17 protein-coding genes and 5 tRNA genes are annotated in these 17,615 nt (G+C 69.5%); 7 read left to right on the top strand and 15 right to left on the bottom strand.

Going from position 1 to position 17,615, the window contains the following annotated elements; all coding sequences use genetic code 11:
• Window positions 1-125: 125 nt before the first annotated feature.
• Window positions 126-764, top strand: coding sequence for a 2-phospho-L-lactate guanylyltransferase (cofC, locus tag AC2XR2_RS31570; RefSeq protein ID WP_330264241.1), 639 nt, complete (start codon window positions 126-128; stop codon window positions 762-764).
• 9 nt (window positions 765-773) lie between these two features.
• Complete coding sequence (locus tag AC2XR2_RS31565) at window positions 774-965, top strand: hypothetical protein (protein WP_491516901.1); 192 nt, start codon at window positions 774-776, stop codon at window positions 963-965.
• 95 nt (window positions 966-1,060) lie between these two features.
• Here AC2XR2_RS31565 and AC2XR2_RS31560 read toward each other — a convergent pair whose 3' ends face one another.
• From AC2XR2_RS31560 to leuC, 4 genes are all read right to left on the bottom strand, one after another.
• The gene (locus tag AC2XR2_RS31560; RefSeq protein WP_123763305.1) at window positions 1,061-1,708 is read right to left on the bottom strand and encodes an HU family DNA-binding protein; all 648 of its coding nucleotides are present in this window, start codon (window positions 1,706-1,708) and stop codon (window positions 1,061-1,063) included.
• A 136-nt stretch (window positions 1,709-1,844) separates the two neighbouring features.
• Window positions 1,845-2,075: an SCO5555 family protein gene (locus AC2XR2_RS31555; protein ID WP_028809826.1), complete on the bottom strand. Its 231-nt coding sequence runs from the start codon at window positions 2,073-2,075 to the stop codon at window positions 1,845-1,847.
• A 297-nt stretch (window positions 2,076-2,372) separates the two neighbouring features.
• Window positions 2,373-2,966 carry a 3-isopropylmalate dehydratase small subunit gene (gene leuD, locus AC2XR2_RS31550; protein WP_330264242.1) on the bottom strand — a complete coding sequence of 198 codons (594 nt, stop codon included), beginning with the start codon at window positions 2,964-2,966 and terminating at the stop codon, window positions 2,373-2,375.
• Between the two features lie 5 nt (window positions 2,967-2,971).
• Window positions 2,972-4,396, bottom strand: a complete 1,425-nt coding sequence (leuC, locus tag AC2XR2_RS31545) for a 3-isopropylmalate dehydratase large subunit (protein WP_491516900.1) — start codon at window positions 4,394-4,396, stop codon at window positions 2,972-2,974.
• 190 nt (window positions 4,397-4,586) lie between these two features.
• On the opposite strand from leuC, the gene ndgR reads away from it, so the two are divergent.
• Window positions 4,587-5,303, top strand: coding sequence for an IclR family transcriptional regulator NdgR (gene ndgR / locus AC2XR2_RS31540; protein WP_015036427.1), 717 nt, complete (start codon window positions 4,587-4,589; stop codon window positions 5,301-5,303).
• Window positions 5,304-5,479: 176 nt separating this feature from the next.
• Here the strand turns inward: ndgR and AC2XR2_RS31535 are convergent, their stop codons facing one another.
• Window positions 5,480-6,001 carry a DUF4188 domain-containing protein gene (locus AC2XR2_RS31535; protein WP_381298690.1) on the bottom strand — a complete coding sequence of 174 codons (522 nt, stop codon included), beginning with the start codon at window positions 5,999-6,001 and terminating at the stop codon, window positions 5,480-5,482.
• Window positions 6,002-6,080: 79 nt separating this feature from the next.
• Here AC2XR2_RS31535 and AC2XR2_RS31530 point away from each other — a divergent pair, with 79 nt between their 5' ends.
• Window positions 6,081-6,725 (top strand): MerR family transcriptional regulator, encoded by a 645-nt coding sequence (locus AC2XR2_RS31530; protein ID WP_491516899.1) that lies wholly within the window; start codon window positions 6,081-6,083, stop codon window positions 6,723-6,725.
• A 49-nt stretch (window positions 6,726-6,774) separates the two neighbouring features.
• On the opposite strand, the gene AC2XR2_RS31525 is transcribed toward AC2XR2_RS31530, so the two are convergent.
• From AC2XR2_RS31525 to AC2XR2_RS31485, 9 genes are all read right to left on the bottom strand, one after another.
• A tRNA-Glu gene (locus tag AC2XR2_RS31525) sits at window positions 6,775-6,847 on the bottom strand.
• Window positions 6,848-6,891: 44 nt separating this feature from the next.
• Window positions 6,892-6,963: transfer RNA gene (locus AC2XR2_RS31520), tRNA-Gln, on the bottom strand.
• A gap of 20 nt (window positions 6,964-6,983) precedes the next feature.
• Window positions 6,984-7,056, bottom strand: a tRNA-Glu gene (locus AC2XR2_RS31515).
• 62 nt (window positions 7,057-7,118) lie between these two features.
• Window positions 7,119-7,191: transfer RNA gene (locus tag AC2XR2_RS31510), tRNA-Glu, on the bottom strand.
• 41 nt (window positions 7,192-7,232) lie between these two features.
• Window positions 7,233-7,304: transfer RNA gene (locus tag AC2XR2_RS31505), tRNA-Gln, on the bottom strand.
• Between the two features lie 92 nt (window positions 7,305-7,396).
• Window positions 7,397-8,128 (bottom strand): HAD family hydrolase, encoded by a 732-nt coding sequence (locus AC2XR2_RS31500; RefSeq protein ID WP_330264246.1) that lies wholly within the window; start codon window positions 8,126-8,128, stop codon window positions 7,397-7,399.
• Window positions 8,129-8,178: 50 nt separating this feature from the next.
• The gene (locus AC2XR2_RS31495; RefSeq protein ID WP_491516898.1) at window positions 8,179-8,841 is read right to left on the bottom strand and encodes a DUF4241 domain-containing protein; all 663 of its coding nucleotides are present in this window, start codon (window positions 8,839-8,841) and stop codon (window positions 8,179-8,181) included.
• Window positions 8,842-8,951: 110 nt separating this feature from the next.
• Window positions 8,952-10,436: a glutamate--tRNA ligase gene (gene gltX / locus AC2XR2_RS31490; RefSeq protein WP_491516897.1), complete on the bottom strand. Its 1,485-nt coding sequence runs from the start codon at window positions 10,434-10,436 to the stop codon at window positions 8,952-8,954.
• Window positions 10,420-11,205 (bottom strand): fumarylacetoacetate hydrolase family protein, encoded by a 786-nt coding sequence (locus tag AC2XR2_RS31485; protein WP_330264249.1) that lies wholly within the window; start codon window positions 11,203-11,205, stop codon window positions 10,420-10,422. The genes gltX and AC2XR2_RS31485 overlap by 17 nt, the downstream gene beginning before the upstream one ends.
• Window positions 11,206-11,482: 277 nt before the next feature.
• On the opposite strand from AC2XR2_RS31485, the gene AC2XR2_RS31480 reads away from it, so the two are divergent.
• Both AC2XR2_RS31480 and AC2XR2_RS31475 read left to right on the top strand, forming a co-directional pair.
• Window positions 11,483-11,923: a hypothetical protein gene (locus tag AC2XR2_RS31480; RefSeq protein ID WP_381298700.1), complete on the top strand. Its 441-nt coding sequence runs from the start codon at window positions 11,483-11,485 to the stop codon at window positions 11,921-11,923.
• Between the two features lie 81 nt (window positions 11,924-12,004).
• Window positions 12,005-12,904, top strand: coding sequence for a hypothetical protein (locus AC2XR2_RS31475; RefSeq protein WP_491516896.1), 900 nt, complete (start codon window positions 12,005-12,007; stop codon window positions 12,902-12,904).
• Between the two features lie 60 nt (window positions 12,905-12,964).
• Here the strand turns inward: AC2XR2_RS31475 and AC2XR2_RS31470 are convergent, their stop codons facing one another.
• Window positions 12,965-13,150 (bottom strand): hypothetical protein, encoded by a 186-nt coding sequence (locus AC2XR2_RS31470; protein ID WP_330264252.1) that lies wholly within the window; start codon window positions 13,148-13,150, stop codon window positions 12,965-12,967.
• Between the two features lie 568 nt (window positions 13,151-13,718).
• On the opposite strand from AC2XR2_RS31470, the gene AC2XR2_RS31465 reads away from it, so the two are divergent.
• The gene (locus tag AC2XR2_RS31465) at window positions 13,719-17,612 is read left to right on the top strand and encodes a nitrate- and nitrite sensing domain-containing protein (RefSeq protein WP_449353160.1); all 3,894 of its coding nucleotides are present in this window, start codon (window positions 13,719-13,721) and stop codon (window positions 17,610-17,612) included.
• Window positions 17,613-17,615 lie beyond the last annotated feature (3 nt).

The following is a 17,615-nucleotide window of genomic DNA, read 5'->3' as shown; positions in this document are numbered from 1 at the left end:
CGCACAAGTGTCGCCCCGGGCCGTCTGTCTGTCGAGAACACCGTACGCCCCGCCGCCGACACCGCCAGATGGGGCGCGTGACGACTGAGTGACAATGACCGTGAGAAGAGAAGGACGGAACGCGCGTGCAGTGGACGTTGGTCATCCCGCTGAAACCCCTGGCGCGGGCCAAGAGCAGGCTCTCGGACACCGCCGACGACGGGATGCGCCCGGGTCTGGCCCTGGCCTTCGCCCAGGACACCGTGGCGGCGGCCCTGGCCTGCCCGGCGGTCCGCGATGTGGCGGTAGTCACGGACGACGCCCTGGCCTGCCGCGAGCTGGCGGCCCTGGGCGCCCGCATCGTCGCCGACGAGCCCCGGGGCGGCCTGAACGCGGCCCTGCGGCACGGAGCGTCCGCCGTGCGGTCGGCGCGCCCCGAAAGCGCCCTGGCCGCCCTGAACGCCGATCTGCCGGCTCTGCGCCCCCTGGAATTGGCCCGGGTCCTGGACGCGGCTGCGGAATTCCCCCGCGCTTTCCTTCCGGACGCGGCGGCCATGGGCACGACCTTGTTGGCCGCGGCGGGAAGCGAGGAATTGCGCCCGGCCTTCGGCCCGGATTCCCGGCGCCGCCACCACGCCTCGGGAGCGGCGGAACTCCGTCTCGACGACGTCGATTCCGTACGGCAGGACGTCGACACCGGCGAGGACCTGCGGGCGGCGCTGGCGCTGGGGGTGGGTCCCCGGACGGCCGCCGCCGCGGCGCGGTTGCTGATTCCCGGGCAGTAGGCTGCGGCCATGCAGGCGACCGCGTACACGTACGACCCCGAGAGCCGCAGTGGGCAGGTGCTTCTCGACGACGGCACCCCCGTGCCCTTCGACGCGCCGGCGTTCGACGCGGGCGGCCTGAGACTGCTGCGTCCCGGTCAGCGCGTGCGCGTCGAGATGGACGGGGACAGCATCACCCTGGTGACCCTCCAGACCTTCTGAACAGGCTTCCGAACAGGCCTTACGCACCCCTTGCACACGCCGCGGGCCGGACTCCGTCACGGAGTCCGGCCCGGCGCGTGAGTGCCCCTGTGCCCTTACCTCTTGCGGGCCGTGGCCTTCTTGGCGGTGGTGGTGCGAGCAGCGGACTTCTTGGCGGGCGCCTTCTTGGCGGTCGCCTTCTTCGCCGGGGCCTTCTTGGCCGTCGTCTTCTTCGCGGCGGTCTTGTTCGCGGCGGTGGTCTTGGCGGCGGTGCCGGTCGCCTTCTTGGCGGGCGCCTTCTTCGCCGTCGTCTTCTTGGCGGTGGCCGTGGTCTTCTTGGCCGTCGTCTTCTTCGCGGTGGTCTTCTTCGCGGTGGCGGTCTTGGCGGTGGCCTTCTTGGCGGCCGCCTTCTTGACCGTGGCCGAAGCCCCGCCGGTCAGGCTGCCCTTGGGGGCCTTCTTGACCGCGACGTCGTTCTTCGGGAGCTTCTTCGTGCCGCTCACCAGGTCCTTGAAGCCCTGGCCCGCGCGGAAGCGCGGAACGGAGGTCTTCTTGACCCGAACCCGCTCGCCCGTCTGGGGGTTGCGAGCGTAACGGGCCGGCCGGTCGACCTTCTCGAACGAACCGAAGCCGGTGACCGAGACACGGTCGCCCGCGACCGTCGCGCGGACGATGGCGTCCAGGACCGCGTCGACCGCGTCGGCGGCCTGCTGGCGGCCGCCCACCTTGTCGGCAATCGCTTCTACGAGCTGCGCCTTGTTCACGTCTTCCCCTTCGGAGACATTGCCAGAACGAAAGTGTTCAAGCTTTTCGCACGTTAGGCAGATATATACCGCAAATCAAACACGAAACGGGCTTATCACCCTTGTGCCGCAACGAACTCGGCTGCTCTGGACTTGTTCAGCGTTCCTCTTCCGGGATTCGACCCGCGTCGAGGTCAGCGGTGAACCGCTCCAGACGCCTTGTCGCTTCGACGACGTCGTGCTTGGCCGCGGCCGTAATGACCAGCAGCTTCCGGGTCAGCGCCATCCGTACGCCCTCCGGGACTTGCAGTGCGCGCACTCTTGCGTGCGCTTCCTTCAGTTGGTCCGCGACTGCCGCATAGAGCTCGAGTTGGCCGTCGTGTTCCATGCACAGATTGTGCCATCTGGGGCGAGTTGTCGCCTGCTAGGGGTGCAACTGCCGCCTCGGACGGCCTTCCGGGCACCTGCGGAAGCCGCGGTGACAAGGGACGCGTACCCCGACAACACCCGTCTTAACGTGGGAAGTTGAGCGGGCGTGTCGCACCGCGCGGGGCCGTCGGGGGGCAGACACAGCCGTACCCCCGATCGGGCTGATCGGGGGTACGGCGGGGGTGTTGGGTGGCCGAAACTCGACCTGTTCAGTTGCTCCGAAGGAGTTCGGGTCACCCCGGGGGCGACCCGGGCGTCACGCCTGGAGCGTCCGCGGCTTGTACGAGGGCCGCTTGGCCTCGTACGCGGCGATGTCGGCCTCGTTCTGGAGGGTGATGGAGATGTCGTCCAGGCCGTTCAGCAGCCGCCAGCGGGAGTTCTCGTCCAGCTCGAAGCTCGCGGTGATGCCCTCGGCGCGCACCTCGCGGGCCTCAAGGTCGACGGTGATCTCCGCCTCGGGGTCCTTCTCCGTGAGCTCCTGGAGCGCGTCCACGATCTTCTGGTCCAGGACCACCGTGAGCAGGCCGTTCTTCAGCGAGTTGCCGCGGAAGATGTCGGCGAAGCGGGAGGAGATCACGGCCTTGAAGCCGTAGTTCTGGAGCGCCCACACCGCGTGCTCACGGGAGGATCCGGTGCCGAAGTCGGGGCCGGCGACCAGGACGGTCGCGCCCTTGCGCTCGGGCTGGTTGAGGATGAATTTCTCGTCCTTGCGCCAGGCCTCGAACAGCCCGTCCTCGAACCCGTCCCTGGTCACCTTCTTGAGCCAGTGAGCAGGGATGATCTGGTCGGTGTCGACGTTCGAGCGACGCAGCGGAACGGCCCGGCCGGTGTGCGTGGTGAATGCTTCCATGACTCTCAGACTCCAGCGGCGACAGGGGCGTCGGACAGGTCGGCGGGCGAGGCCAGGTGGCCCAGTACGGCGGTGGCGGCCGCGACCTGCGGCGACACCAGGTGCGTACGGCCGCCCTTGCCCTGCCGGCCCTCGAAGTTGCGGTTGGAGGTGGACGCGGAGCGCTCACCCGGGGCCAGCTGGTCCGGGTTCATGCCCAGACACATCGAGCAGCCCGCGTGCCGCCATTCGGCGCCGGCCTCCTTGAAGACGACGTCCAGGCCCTCGGAGACGGCCTGGAGACCGACCCGCGCGGAGCCGGGGACGACCAGCATCCGTACGCCGTCGGCGACTTTGCGGCCCTTGACGAGCTCGGCGGCGGCGCGCAGGTCCTCGATGCGGCCGTTGGTGCACGAACCTACGAAGACGGTGTCCACCTTGATGGAGCGCAGCGGCTGCCCGGCCTCCAACCCCATGTATTCCAGGGCCTTTTCGGCGGCGAGGCGCTCCGATGCGTCTTCGTACGAAGCGGGATCGGGGACGTGCGCCGAAAGCGGGGCGCCCTGGCCCGGGTTGGTGCCCCAGGTGACGAACGGCGACAGTTCGGCGGCCTCGATGACGACCTCGGCGTCGAACTCGGCGTCCTCGTCCGTCTTCAGGGTCTTCCAGTACGCGACGGCCGCGTCCCAGTCCTCGCCCTTGGGCGCGTGCGGACGGCCCTCGAGGTAGTCGAACGTGGTCTGGTCGGGGGCGATCATGCCCGCGCGGGCACCGGCCTCGATCGACATGTTGCAGATGGTCATGCGGGCCTCCATCGAGAGCTTCTCGATGGCGGAGCCGCGGTACTCCAGGACATAGCCCTGGCCGCCGCCCGTGCCGATCTTGGCGATGATCGCCAGGATCAGGTCCTTGGCGGTGACGCCGTCGGGCAGTTCGCCGTTGACCGTGATGGCCATGGTCTTCGGGCGGACCAGCGGCAGCGTCTGGGTGGCCAGCACGTGCTCGACCTGGGAGGTGCCGATGCCGAACGCCAGGCCGCCGAAGGCGCCGTGCGTGGAGGTGTGGGAGTCGCCGCAGACCACGGTCATACCGGGCTGGGTCAGGCCCAGCTGCGGGCCGACGACGTGCACGACACCCTGCTCGACGTCGCCCAGCGGGTGCAGGCGCACACCGAACTCGGCGGCGTTCTTGCGCAGCGTCTCCAGCTGGACCCGGGAGACCGGGTCGGCGATGGGCTTGTCGATGTCGAGGGTCGGGGTGTTGTGGTCCTCGGTCGCGATGGTCAGGTCGAGCCGGCGCACCTGGCGGCCGCTCTTGCGCAGTCCGTCGAAGGCCTGCGGGCTGGTCACCTCGTGCAGCAGGTGCAGATCGATGAAGAGGAGGTCGGGCTCGCCCTCGGCGCGCCGGACGACATGGTCGTCCCAGACCTTCTCCGCGAGTGTCCTACCCATCGCTTTCCCTCCGGCCGGCGAGATCGTCCACCGGCCCAACTAGAGATCTTGAGGAGACGGCACCCGGCCCCAGTTCACGGGCGCCCGTCACCAGGCCCGTACGGTCACCGGGCCGCTGTGCCTACAAGGGTTGCGCGTCTCACGGAAAAAGGAACTTGCGTTTCACAGAGTGAGACGTGAGTATCGTTTCATGGACAACAGTAGCGGCGTCGGCGTTCTGGACAAGGCAGCCCTTGTCCTCAGCGCCCTGGAGTCCGGTCCGGCCACCCTCGCGGGTCTGGTCGCGGCGACCGGACTGGCACGACCCACGGCCCACCGGCTGGCCGTGGCTCTGGAACACCACCGCATGGTGGCACGCGACATGCAGGGCCGTTTCATTCTGGGCCCCCGGCTGGCCGAACTGGCCGCCGCCGCGGGCGAGGACCGTCTCCTCGCGACCGCGGGCCCGGTGCTCACGCACCTGCGGGACGTCACCGGCGAGAGCGCACAGCTCTACCGCCGCCAGGGCGACATGCGCATCTGCGTCGCCGCGGCGGAGCGCCTGTCCGGCCTGCGGGACACCGTCCCGGTCGGTTCGACGCTCACCATGAAGGCGGGCTCCTCGGCCCAGATCCTGATGGCCTGGGAGGAGCCGGAGCGCCTGCACCGCGGCCTCCAGGGCGCCCGCTTCACGGCCACGGCCCTGTCGGGCGTACGGCGCCGGGGCTGGGCCCAGTCCATCGGCGAGCGCGAGCCGGGCGTCGCGTCCGTCTCGGCGCCGGTCCGCGGTCCGTCCAACCGCGTGGTGGCCGCGGTCTCGGTCTCCGGCCCCATCGAGCGCCTCACCCGCCACCCGGGCCGTATGCACGCCCAGGCGGTCATCGACGCCGCGGCGCGTCTCTCCGAGGCCCTGCGCCGAACAGGCTGAGGGCCACGAGATCGTCGTAACCCCGTCGGAGCGGGACCAGCCTCAACGCCGCGGCAGGTCTTGGATCGACGGGAGATGACTTTCCCAGGGGCGCGGGGAACTGCGCGACCAGCCACGACGGCGAGTCAGTCGACTGACGGCCGGTGGGGGCTTGTCGCGCAGTTCCCCGCGCCCCTTTACGGAGCTACACGTCCGGACTTGTGAGCGAACCGTTCCCTCGCGGTCCGCCCTCGCCGCTCCACCGGTACCTGACCGTGCGCCGCCGCCAATCCGAACGCCGGCATGTCCGCGTAGATCGACTCGTAGGCGCCCTCCGGGACCACGTACGCCTCGTGCCACAGCCCCACGTGCTGCCGGACCTTCCCCGCCTTCTCCTTGCGGTTGATGATCGACCAGGCACGGTGGTGGAACATCTCCGGCGAGTGCGCGTAGGCGTACAGCTTCTCCTTCGACTCCCAGTACTGGACGACGTAGTACGTCCGCGGTGAAGCCGTCAGCAGGACGTGCGAGAGCAACCCCCGCTCCGGCGCCCGCGCCAGCTCCCGCAGCATCCTCGGCATGGCGAGCAGGACCGGCACCCAGTGGTGCACGGCCCAGAAGTGATTGATCCGCATGCCGATCAACAGGACGACCACGTCCCCCTCGGCCGCGGCGGTGGTACGACCCGCGGCGACCTTCTTTCCGAACTTCCCGGACACGGGACCCCCTCGTTGGTGAGCTGCACTATCCGAGTGCGACTGATTGGATAGTGCCGTTATCCGAGGAAGGGCACAAGAGATGCGGCTGGCCGAACTCAGCGAACGCAGCGGGGTGTCCACCGCGACGATCAAGTACTACCTGCGCGAAGGCCTGTTGGCGCCCGGCCGCCAGATCAACGCGACGACGGCGGAGTACGACGAGGAGCATCTGCGGCGGCTGCGGCTGGTGCGCGCCATGATCCAGGTGGGCCGGCTCCCGGTGGCGACGGTCCGCGAGGTCCTGGGGCATGTCGACGACGACTCGCTGGGCCGTACGATCCGGCTCGGCGCGGCCCTGTGGGCGCTGCCGCAGGTCCCGGAGCCGGACGCGGAGGACGAGTACGTACAGGCGGCGCACCGGGAGGTCGGCGCACTCCTGGACCGGCTCGGCTGGGAGAACGCCAAGCAGCTCACGACGATCTCCCCCGCGTATCGCTCGCTGGTCGTGGCAGTGGCCGCGTTCCGCCGGCTCGGCTACGACTGGGGAGCCGAACAGCTCGCGCCGTACGCCGAGTTGATGCAGCGGACGGCGATCCTGGACCTGGACTCCCTGGAAGCGCTCCCGTCGGGAGGGGAGCGGGTCGAGTTCGCGGTCCTGGGGGCGATCCTCAACGAACCGGCGCTCCAGGCGCTGCACCGGCTGGCACAGGAGGAGGAGTCGGCGCGCAGGTACGGCTTCGAGTGAGCCCGGACGCAACGAAGGCCCTCCGCCGAAGCGAAGGGCCTTCATCTCGTACCCCCGACCGGATTCGAACCGGCGCTACCGCCTTGAGAGGGCGGCGTGCTAGGGCGCTACACAACGGGGGCGTGGAGCCTGCAAGCGTGTGGAACTACATCGCCGCAGGTCCGAGCTGGTCTACCTGGACTCGAACCAAGACTAACTGAACCAGAATCAGTCGTGCTGCCAATTACACCATAGACCAATGTGGTTTAGACCAGTGCGTACCCCCGACCGGATTCGAACCGGCGCTACCGCCTTGAGAGGGCGGCGTGCTAGGCCGCTACACAACGGGGGCCCTAGCGATCCTGCATGAGAGTCAGTGGGTGCGACCCTGACTGACCCTCCGGGAAGGATCTGTACCCCCGACCGGATTCGAACCGGCGCTACTGCCTTGAGAGGGCAGCGTGCTAGGCCGCTACACAACGGGGGCTTCACGGAGTTGATCTCCGCTGCGCAGATAAGCTCTGCGAGCTGGCCTACCTGGACTCGAACCAAGACTAACTGAACCAGAATCAGTCGTGCTGCCAATTACACCATAGGCCACTGGAACGCAAGCCCCTGCGGGGATCTTGTTCTAGTTCTGCTCCTCCGGTTCCCGGCCTTTCGGCCCGCTCCCCGGCGGCGCAGGAAGAACATTACCCGAAGGTGGACGGGGCTCCAAAACGGGTATCCGAGCCGAGGATCGTGGGGAGTTCGGCGAGGGAGGCGATCCGGTGGGTGCCGTCGGGCGCCTCGACGGTCGCGTACGGGCCCTCGCGGGCGATCCAGACCGAGAGCAGTCCGGCGTCCGCGGCGCCCCGTCCGTCGATCTCCGGGTGATCACCGACGTACGCCACCTGGTGCGGATCCAGCTCCAGGGCGTCGCAGGCCGCGAGGAAGGCGCCGGCCTCGGGCTTGGAGACGCCCAGCTCGGCCGCGCACAGGATGACCTCGAAGCGGTCGTGGACGCCGAGGACGCGGAGCTTGTGGTCCTGGACGTGGATGCTGGAGTTGGACAGCACCGCGTGCCGGTGGCTGGCGGCGAGGGCGTCCAGGGCGGGCAGGACGTCCGGGAAGAGGGCCCAGGCGGTCTCGTAGTGCGCGATGTAGCGCTGGAACCAGGCGTCGGCCTCCCCGTCGCTCAGCTCCTGGCCGAGGAACACCCGCACCCGCTCCCGCCGCTGCCCCGGGAAGTCGACCTCCCCCGCCGAGAAGCGCGCCCACTGCGCATCGGTGACCGCCCGCCACCGCGCGATGGCCTGCTCGACACTCTCGTACGCCCCCAGCAGCCCCTCGGCATCGAGATGCAGCCGCATCCCCATGCGGTCGGCTCCCGTGTAGTCGAAGAGGGTGTCGTCGACGTCCCAGACCACGGCCCGAATGCTCATGACCCGACGGTAACCCGGTGTCGGGGGCCGCGTCCGCGGATCGTGGGGGCTCAGGAGGGGTCGGGGGCGACGAAGAAGTCCGTGAGGAAGCAGGTGACCTCGCCGGACGCCGAACGCCCGATCCAGGTGGGGTAGAAGCCGTCGCCCCAGCCGGAGGTGAACGCGGCCAGGGTGTGGCCGGTGGAGGTGGAGGTGACCAGGTGGGGCCCCTGCGACCAGTCGCTGTTCTCGAAGGCCTCCCACAGCGGCCCCTCTTCCTCCTCGGTGCCGGGGAAGGCCTCCTCGGCCGAGGCGTCGTAGAAGCAGCCGGTGCCGGCGTCGACGCCGTAGCCGAAGAACTCGTCGTCCTTGAGCTCGGCGAGATCCTGCTCCGGCTGGAGGGCCAACTCCCAGGTCGCGGTGGGCTCGTCGCTGATCACCAGGCGGGCCGCCGCCACCCGGCGGTGGGGGCGCTCGGCCGGGGGCTCGTCGGGGCGGGTGAGGGTCGCGACGGCCGCCTCGACGCGGTAGCGGCCGGGGGCGACGGTGACGGTGAACGGCTCTATGTCCCCGGACCCGAGGTAGACGAAGGGGTCGCAGGCGACGACCCGTCCGGTGGGCAGGTCGAGCATCCCGCCGTCGGTCACGTGGATGACGCCGGTCTGCCCGGACTCGTAGGCGAACGTGCTGCCCGGGGTGAACAGCCAGGTGTAGTCACGAGGCGACATCGGCATGACGGGGCCCTTCCGGATCTTGAGTGCGATGCCGGAACCCTAGTGCGCCCCACTGACAACGCCGAGGGACGGCGGCCGCCACGGCCACCGCCCCTCCACACACGTGTGCGCTACGCGGCCAGCTTCGCCAGCGCCGCGTCGATCCTCGCCAGGGTCGTCTCCTTGCCCAGGACCTCAAGGGACTCGAAGAGGGGCAGGCCGACCGTGCGGCCGGTGACGGCCACGCGGACCGGGGCCTGGGCCTTGCCGAGCTTGAGGCCGTGGGTCTCGCCGGCCGCCAGGACGGCCTCCTTGAGGGACTCCGGGGAGGCCCAGTCGGCGGACTCCAGCTTCTCGCGGGCGGTCCTCAGCAGCGCGTCGCTGCCCTCCTTCATCGCCTTCGTCCAGGACGGCTCGTCGAAGACCGGCTCGGGGAGGAAGAGGAAGTCGACGTTGTCGGTGATTTCCGAGAGGACCTTGAGGCGGGTCTGGGCGTGCGGGGCGATCGCCTGCCACTTGGCCTCGTCGAAGTCCTCCGGTGCCCAGGGCGCGAAGGGGGCCTTCAGCCAGGGCGCGCAGCGCTCCGTGAAGTCCTTCACGTCCAGCAGCCGGATGTGGTCGGCGTTGATCGCCTCGCACTTCTTCAGGTCGAAGCGCGCCGGGTTGGGGTTCACGTCCGCGATGTCGAAGGCCGCGACCAGCTCGTCGGTGCCGAAGATGTCCTTGTCCGCCGAGAGCGACCAGCCGAGCAGGGACAGGTAGTTGAGCAGGCCCTCGGGCAGGAAGCCCTTCTCCCGGTAGAGGTTGAGCGAGGCCTGCGGGTCACGCTTGGAGAGCTTCTTGTTGCCCTCGCCCATGACGTACGGGAGATGGCCGAAGGCGGGCACCGACTTCGCGACGCCGAGCTCGATCAGCGCCTTGTAGAGGGCGATCTGGCGCGGGGTGGAGGACAGCAGGTCCTCGCCGCGCAGGACGTGCGTGATCTCCATCAGCGCGTCGTCGACCGGGTTGACCAGCGTGTAGAGGGGCGCGCCGTTCGCTCGTACGATCCCGTAGTCCGGGACGTTCTCCGGGGTGAACGTCAGCTCACCGCGGACCAGGTCGGTGAAGGTGATCGTCTCGTCGGGCATGCGGAAGCGGACGATCGGCGTACGGCCCTGGGCCTGGTACTCCTCGACCTGCTCGGTGCTCAGGTCGCGGCAGTGGCCGTCGTAGCCGGACGGCTTGCCGGCGGCGCGGGCGGCCTCGCGGCGGGTGTCCAGCTCCTCCTGGGAGCAGTAGCAGTGGTAGGCGTGGCCGGCGTCCAGCAGCTTGGCGGCGACGTCCTTGTAGAGGTCCATCCGCTGCGACTGGCGGTACGGCGCGTGCGGGCCGCCGACCTCGGGGCCCTCGTCCCAGTCGAAGCCCAGCCAGCGCATCGAGTCGAGCAGCTGCTGGTACGACTCCTCGGAGTCGCGGGCCGCGTCGGTGTCCTCGATGCGGAAGACGAGCGTGCCCTGGTGGTGCCGGGCGAAGGCCCAGTTGAACAGGGCGGTGCGGACCAGGCCCACGTGGGGGTTACCGGTGGGCGAGGGGCAGAAACGTACGCGGACGGGTGCGCTAGCCACGCTTGACAACCTTGTTGGTGAGAGTGCCGATGCCTTCGATGGTGACGGCGACCTCGTCGCCGACGGTGAGCGGCCCGACGCCTGCCGGGGTGCCCGTGAGGATCACGTCGCCGGGGAGCAGCGTCATGGCCTCGGAGATGTTGACGATCAGGTCCTCGATGGAGTGGATCATCTCGCTGGTGCGGCCGAGTTGGCGCTGCTCGCCGTTGACGGTGAGCTGGATCGTCAGGTCGGCGGCCGTCTCCAGGTCCAGGCCGGTCTCCACCCAGGGGCCCAGCGGGCAGGAGGTGTCGAAGCCCTTGGCCCGCGCCCACTGCTTCTCGCGCTTCTGGACATCGCGCGCGGTGATGTCGTTGGCGCAGGTGTAGCCGAAGATCACGTCCTTGACACGCTCGCGGGGGACCTCGCGGCACATGCGGCCGATGACGACGGCCAGTTCGGCCTCGTGGTGGACGTCCGCGGAGAAGGAGGGGTACTGGATGTCGTCGCCGGGGCCGATCACCGAGGTGGACGGCTTGAAGAAGGCGAAGGGGACGTCCGGGACCTCGTTGCCCAGCTCCTTGGCGTGGTCGGCGTAGTTACGGCCGTACGCCACGACCTTGTTGGGGAGCACCGGGGGCAGCAGCCGCACCTTGCTCAGCGGGACCTTCGTACCGGAGAGCTCGAAGTCCGCGAACGGGATTCCCTTGATGATGTCGAGGACGAGTTCGTCCGGCTTGTCGCCCTCGACCGCGCCGAAGGCGACGTTCCCGTCGATGGAGAATCTGGCGATGCGCACGGGATCTGGGCGCCCCTCACTGAGAACTGTGCGTGCGTGGGCCGGCTGGTGGGTGCGACAGCCGACTCTGGACGCTCCAGGCTAACCGGTCCGGGCTCTCCGCCGCCGGTCGGGCGAGCGGGTCTCCGGGCGAGGCTCCGGGTGGGGCTGCGGGCCGGGCACACCCGGCAGTCCCCGGCCACTCCAGTGGCCAGAAATCGCTTGTCGTGATCGCTTCATCCTCTTTAGGGTGATCTCCGCGAATGCCACTCGGCGCATTCACAAACGAGGGGAATCCATGAAGTCGAAGCGTAAGGTCCTTTCTCTGGCAATGGCGGTTCCGGCTGCGGCCGTAGCGGTTCTGGGTGTGGCCCCGATGGCGCACGCGGAGGCCAGAGAGAGCTGTCCCACGTGGGCGAACGACTGCGCCGTCTTCTACTACAACAGTGGCCTGTCGGGGTCGCACACCGCTTTCACGGACGACGGTGTCTCCAACCTCGCGGGGTACAACTTCCTGTCCTCCGGGAGCGGTAAGGGACAGACCGTGAAGAACAACGCCGCGTCGTTCTGGAACGCGAGCGTCGACCACATCGCCACGGTCTTCTTCAACAGCAACTACGGCGGTGCCTGCGACACGTTCGCGCCCTTGGCCGACACCAACAAGCTCGCCAAGACGTACAACGAGAACGCCTCTTTCGATTTCAACCGGAACGGCACGAACTGCTACAAGTGGAACTGACCCGCCACCTGTAGGGAAACAGCGCACCGCCCCGCGCGGAGTGATCTGCTCCGCGCGGGGATCCAAGAGACATCTGGACTCATGAGACGTTTGGCGATCCCCGTCCTGTTCCTCACGCTGCTGGTCGGCTGCACCTCGCACGAGCCGTCGGCCGAGAGCCCCTCCAGCGGCTCCCCCTCGGCACCGGAGGCGAGCCCGAGCCTGTCGTCACCGGGGCGGAAGAGCTACACCTTCCGGCTGCCGCTCGCCGTGTACAGCTACAGCGACGCCGATTACGAGGTGATCCGGGCGGCCGAGCAGGTCCTGGCCCGTGACTGCATGAAGGACTTCGGACTCGCCTATGAGCCGACGAAGAATACGGCCCCGGCCGAGACAGAGGATCGCCGGTACGGGTTGACGGACAGGGAGAGCGCGGAGCTTTACGGATACCGGATGCCGCCGCAGCGGGAGACGCCGACGGCGAAACTCACGAAGGACCAGACCAAGGTCCTGTACGGAAGCCGGTCCCTCGGAGCGGACTCCACGGAACTGACATACCGAGGAAAGAAGGTACCGGCCGAGGGCTGCCTGGGCGCCGCGATTCTCGGATTCCGTAAACCGTACGAGGACAAAGCCGGAGCGGAAGTGGCGAGCCGCATTTCGACGGCGAGCTACGAGGATTCCCAGAAGGTCCCGGAAGTCCGGACAGTCTTCGGGAAATGGTCTTCCTGCATGAAGGAGGAGGGATATGCGTACACCTCCCCCATGGACGCGCTGGACACGCCCGCCTTCCTTCGGGGAAAGGTGTCGGACACCGAGAAGAAGACCGCCGTGGCCGATGTCTCCTGCAAGGAGAGGACCGGGCTCCCGGACGTCTGGTTCGCCGCGGAGTCCTCGATCCAGAAGGACATGATCAAGGCCAATGCCGAAGCGTTGGGAAAACTGGGCGAACTGCACGAGAAGAAACTGCGCGCGGCCCGGAAGATCCTGGCCGGCTCCTGACACGAAGAAGGCTCCCCGGGTGACCGGGGAGCCCCTTGTGCGGCCGCTGGGCCTCGTCGACTACTCTGCGGCTGCGGAGACCGGGATCTCCATCAGGACCGTCCGCCGCGGGTTGGCGGTCTGGGCCGGGAGATCGAGCGCGTGCTCCGGCTGCTCCGGGGTGTGCAGTTCGCCGGCGTCCTTGACGTGCACCAGCGTCGTGCGCCGCGGGTTGGCAATGTTGCGGAACATCATCGTCGTCTTCACGGTTGTACTCGACCTCGGGTAGTGGTGGGTTCGACAGAAGCCTCGCTCCTGTAAAGCGTCAGGCTAAGCGCGCCATTCCCCTCGCACGCCACGGAGACTCAATGATCGGCGTGTGAGTTTGCTCACTGACGTGTGGGCAATTCGGACAATTCCCAGCCTCAACCCACCCCAACGAAACGGACATTGACTCCCTGAAGCCATCATTCCGCTCCTGATCATGGCGACTGGGACACCCTTGACGGCGAGGTGACTCGCGGGGTCATGTCCGTTTTCCACCAGAACGCTTTCCACGGCCGGTGACACAGCCCTCACTTGGTGTCACGTAGGTCACGGTCTGACCCTCGGACCTTGTTGGAGATCCGGCACTGTGCTGGAATTCCACGGACCGCCGCGGGATCGAACCGGCGCACAGGGGGCGCAGAGAAGCGCCGAGCGGCGGTGAGTAAGGGGGAGCCAGCGCCGGTCACTCACGACCACCCGGGGCGCGCATTCAGGGCGCTCCCCACAACGCCGACACCGTGCTCCGCCGTCCTGCGGAGGAGCGCCTGGTCCAGAGGTTGCGACGCTAGTGCAGGGACGTTTCAAGAGGGATGGCAGCGCTTCGGCCGAGCCGGAGCGGCACGGCGGGACTGGCCCCAATGTCGGCAGTTCCTCCCCCCAGCACGCCCAGAACCCGGGCCCGGCACCGTCCGCCGACGGCGCGTCCGGACCCGGCCGCCTCGGCTCGTCGGCGTCCTCGGGCCCGGCGGCACCGGCCACACCGCCGGTGAAGCCCCCGAAGGGCCCGAGCGGCCCGGGATCGCGAATAGCACTGCGCAACTGGCGTATCTCCACGCGCCTGGTGTCGCTGCTCGCGCTCCCCGTGGTGGCGGCCACCTCGCTGGGCGCGCTGCGCATCAACGACTCCATGGACGACATCCAGCAGCTCGACAACATGAAGCTGCTGACGGAGATGACCAAGCAGGCCACCGAGCTGGCCGCCGCCCTCCAGGAGGAGCGCGACCAGTCGGCCGGACCGCTGGCGCACGACTCCACGGCGAGCAACATCACGGTCAAGGGCTACCGGGACAAGACCGACCGGGCCGCGACCAACTTCATCAACGCCGCCGAGGACATCGACACCTCCAGCAAGGACGGCAACCTCCAGGGCGTCCGTGACAGCCTCGTGGGCCTGGTCCGCGACCTGGACACGCTGAACAAGATCCGCAGCGACGCCTACGACACCAAGGGCAACGCCACCCAGACGGTGGAGTCCTACCACCGCCTGATCACCCACCTGCTGGACCTCTCCCAGGACATGGCCGAGGCCACCAGCAACCCGGACATGATCCAGCGCACGCGTGCCCTGGCAGCCTTCTCCTCCGCCAAGGAGTACGCGTCGATCCAGCGCGCGGTCCTCGCCGCGGCCCTGCCGGCCAACAACACCTCCCTCGGCAACCTCACCGAGAACGACCGGCTGTACGCCCAGGGCGCCCTCGACAGCGAGGAGTCCGAACTCAGCAGCTTCCGGAGCATCTACGGCGACGACGACGCCGAGGAGCTTCTGAAGCCCATCGAGGACGGCAACTCCACCATCGAGGCGTCCGACCAGTACGCCAGCCGTGCCTTCGGCCGCCCCGAGGGCCTGGCCGACCTGGACCGGCGCTCGTACAAGGACTGGGTCGACGACAGCTCGACCAAGATCCAGCAGATGGGCAACATCGAGCACACGCTGCTCGAGGACATGGAGCAGAAGGCCCGCGAGCTGCGCAGCGCCACCGAGCGCGACGCGATCATCGCCGGTGCGCTGATCCTGATCGTGCTGGGTGTCTCCCTGGTCGGCGCCTTCGTCGTCGCCCGGTCCATGATCCGCTCGCTGCGCCGGCTCCAGGAGACCGCCACCAAGGTCGCCCAGGACCGGCTGCCCGAGCTGGTCAAGCAGCTCTCCGAGTCGGACCCGCAGGACGTCGACACCTCCGTCGAGTCGGTCGGTGTGCACTCCCGGGACGAGATCGGCCGCGTGGCCGCGGCCTTCGACGACGTGCACCGCGAGGCGGTCCGCCTCGCCGCCGAGCAGGCCCTTCTGCGGGGCAACGTCAACGCGATGTTCACCAACCTCTCGCGCCGCTCGCAGGGCCTCATCCAGCGTCAGCTCTCGCTCATCTCCGAACTGGAGTCCCGCGAGGCCGACCCGGACCAGCTGTCCTCGCTGTTCAAGCTCGACCACCTCGCGACCCGTATGCGCCGGAACGGTGAAAACCTTCTGGTTCTCGCCGGTGAAGAGCCCGGCCGTCGCTGGACCCGTCCGGTCCCGCTGGTCGACGTGCTCCGCGCCGCCGCGTCCGAGGTGGAGCAGTACGAGCGCATCGAGCTGGCCGCCGTACCGACCACCGAAGTGGCCGGCCGCGTGGTCAACGACCTCGTGCACCTGCTCGCCGAGCTGCTGGAGAACGCGACCTCGTTCTCCTCGCCGCAGACCAAGGTCAAGGTCACCGGTCACGCGCTGCCCGACGGGCGTGTGCTGATCGAGATCCACGACACCGGTATCGGCCTCTCCCCCGAGGACCTCGCGGCGATCAACGAGCGGCTCGCCTCGCCGCCCACCGTGGACGTCTCGGTCTCCCGACGCATGGGCCTCTTCGTGGTCGGTCGTCTGTCGCAGCGCCACGGCATCCGCATCCAGCTGCGCCCGTCCGACTCCGGTGGTACGACCGCGCTGGTCATGCTGCCCGTCGACGTCGCCCAGGGCGGCAAGAAGCCCCAGCCCAAGCCCGGTCAGGGTGCTCCCGCCGCGCCGTCGGCCGCGCAGGCCGCCGCCGGTGTGGCCGCGGCCCGCCGTGGCGGCAACGGCCAGGGCGGTGGCGCCCTCGGCGGTGCGCCCGGTGGCGCGGGCGGTGGCGCCCTCGGTGCCGGCGCCCCCTCGGGTGGGCGGCTCAACTCCGGTCAGGGACCGCGGGCCGCGCTGCCCGGCAGTGGTCAGGGCGGTCGTCCCGGTGCGCCGGGCGGCTCGCGCGGACCGCAGGGTCCGGGTGCGCCCGCGCAGGGCCGGCCCGCTCCGGCGGGCGCCGGGTTCGGTGGCCAGGCGCCGGGTGCCCCGCAGGGCCTCCAGGCCGCGGGCACCGGTGGGCCGGGCCAGGACGCCTTCAGCGCTCAGGACGCCTTCGGCGGCCAGGACTCCTTCGGCGGACAGAACTCGTTCGGCGCCGGCCAGGACGCCTTCGGCTCCCGGAACCCCGTACCCCCGCAGGCGCAGGCCCCGAAGGGCGGCCAGGCTCCCGAGCAGGGCCGGCGCCGTCGGCCGCAGCTGCCGGGCCGCGGTGGTCCGCGGGCCGAGCTGCCGGGCGGCAACCAGCCCCGCACGCCCAGCTGGAGCGACGAGAACGCGCAGCCGCCGGTGCCGCGTGCCTCCCTCGACGTCCCGCGCGGCCATGACGAGCAGGACCCGGCGGCCACCTCCCGCATGCCGCGGATCGAGGAGCACCAGAGCCCTGCCGCCACCTCGGAGTTCCCCCGCCCGGACTTCGACGCCCCGCAGAACACCGGCCAGTTCCCGCGGCCCGGTGCGAACGCCCCGCAGAACGACTTCCCGCGGCCGGGTGCGAACGCCCCGCAGAACACGGGACAGTTCCCGCGACCCGGCTCGAACAGCCCCCAGGACACGGGCGAGTTCCCCCGTCCGGACACGAACTCCCAGCAGAACACGGGTCAGTTCGTCCGCTCGGACGTCTTCGGTACCCCGTCCGGGCAGAACGGCGGCACCGGGCAGTACCCGGGTCCGGGAACGTACGACAGCGGTTCGACGGGTCAGTTCGCCGTGCCGGGCTTCGACGGCAGCTCCACCGGGCAGCACTCCCTGCCCGGCCGCCAGGACCCCGCGCACACCGGCCAGTTCGAGCGGCCGGGGACCAACGGCTCCGACTTCGGCGCCCCGCGGCCGCCCATGCCGCCGCGTCCGCAGCAGCGGCCGGTCCGCCAGGAGCCGGAGGCGCTGCCCCCGGCCTCGGGCCCCGGTGACGGCCGTACGCCGTTGTACGACACGCTGGAGACCAACTGGTTCCACGGCGGTCAGGGCCAGGGACAGCAGGCGGGCGGCAACGGATCCTCCCCCGCCTCGGCCCCGCGTCCGCCGCAGCAGGCTCCGGCCCCCCAGAGTTCCGCTGCGGCTCCGCAGCGGCCCACGGCCTCCGCGGCCTGGCGTTCCTCGCCGAACGACGACCTCGTCCGGCAGGCGGAGCGCGTCCGGCAGCCGGCCGCGGGCGGTGTCACCACCTCCGGTCTGCCGCGCCGGGTGCCCAGGGCGAACCTCGTCCCGGGTACCGCACAGCAGCAACAGCACCAAACCGGTCCGCAGGTCTCGCGTGCGCCTGACGACGTACGCGGTCGGCTGACCAATCTCCGTCGGGGTATCGCGCAAGGTCGTCAGGTCGGCGGCAACGGCCAGACGGGCAGCTTCCCGAACCCCACTCACCAGCAGGAGCGTTAGTTG

The sequence above is a fragment of the Streptomyces sp. LS-MS-L19 genome (genome assembly GCF_058382285.1).
This window is presented reverse-complemented; position numbering and strand designations above follow the sequence as displayed.

Bases quoted from the DNA above. Each gene is read 5' to 3' on its own strand.
- AC2XR2_RS31565 (WP_491516901.1), top strand. From the start codon at position 774: ATGCAGGCGACCGCGTACACGTACGACCCCGAGAGCCGCAGTGGGCAG.
- AC2XR2_RS31555 (WP_028809826.1), bottom strand. From the start codon at position 2,075: ATGGAACACGACGGCCAACTCGAGCTCTATGCGGCAGTCGCGGACCAA.
- leuD (WP_330264242.1), bottom strand. From the start codon at position 2,966: ATGGAAGCATTCACCACGCACACCGGCCGGGCCGTTCCGCTGCGTCGC.
- leuC (WP_491516900.1), bottom strand. From the start codon at position 4,396: ATGGGTAGGACACTCGCGGAGAAGGTCTGGGACGACCATGTCGTCCGG.
- ndgR (WP_015036427.1), top strand. From the start codon at position 4,587: ATGGACAACAGTAGCGGCGTCGGCGTTCTGGACAAGGCAGCCCTTGTC.
- AC2XR2_RS31530 (WP_491516899.1), top strand. From the start codon at position 6,081: ATGCGGCTGGCCGAACTCAGCGAACGCAGCGGGGTGTCCACCGCGACG.
- AC2XR2_RS31500 (WP_330264246.1), bottom strand. From the start codon at position 8,128: ATGAGCATTCGGGCCGTGGTCTGGGACGTCGACGACACCCTCTTCGAC.
- AC2XR2_RS31495 (WP_491516898.1), bottom strand. From the start codon at position 8,841: ATGCCGATGTCGCCTCGTGACTACACCTGGCTGTTCACCCCGGGCAGC.
- AC2XR2_RS31480 (WP_381298700.1), top strand. From the start codon at position 11,483: ATGAAGTCGAAGCGTAAGGTCCTTTCTCTGGCAATGGCGGTTCCGGCT.
- AC2XR2_RS31475 (WP_491516896.1), top strand. From the start codon at position 12,005: ATGAGACGTTTGGCGATCCCCGTCCTGTTCCTCACGCTGCTGGTCGGC.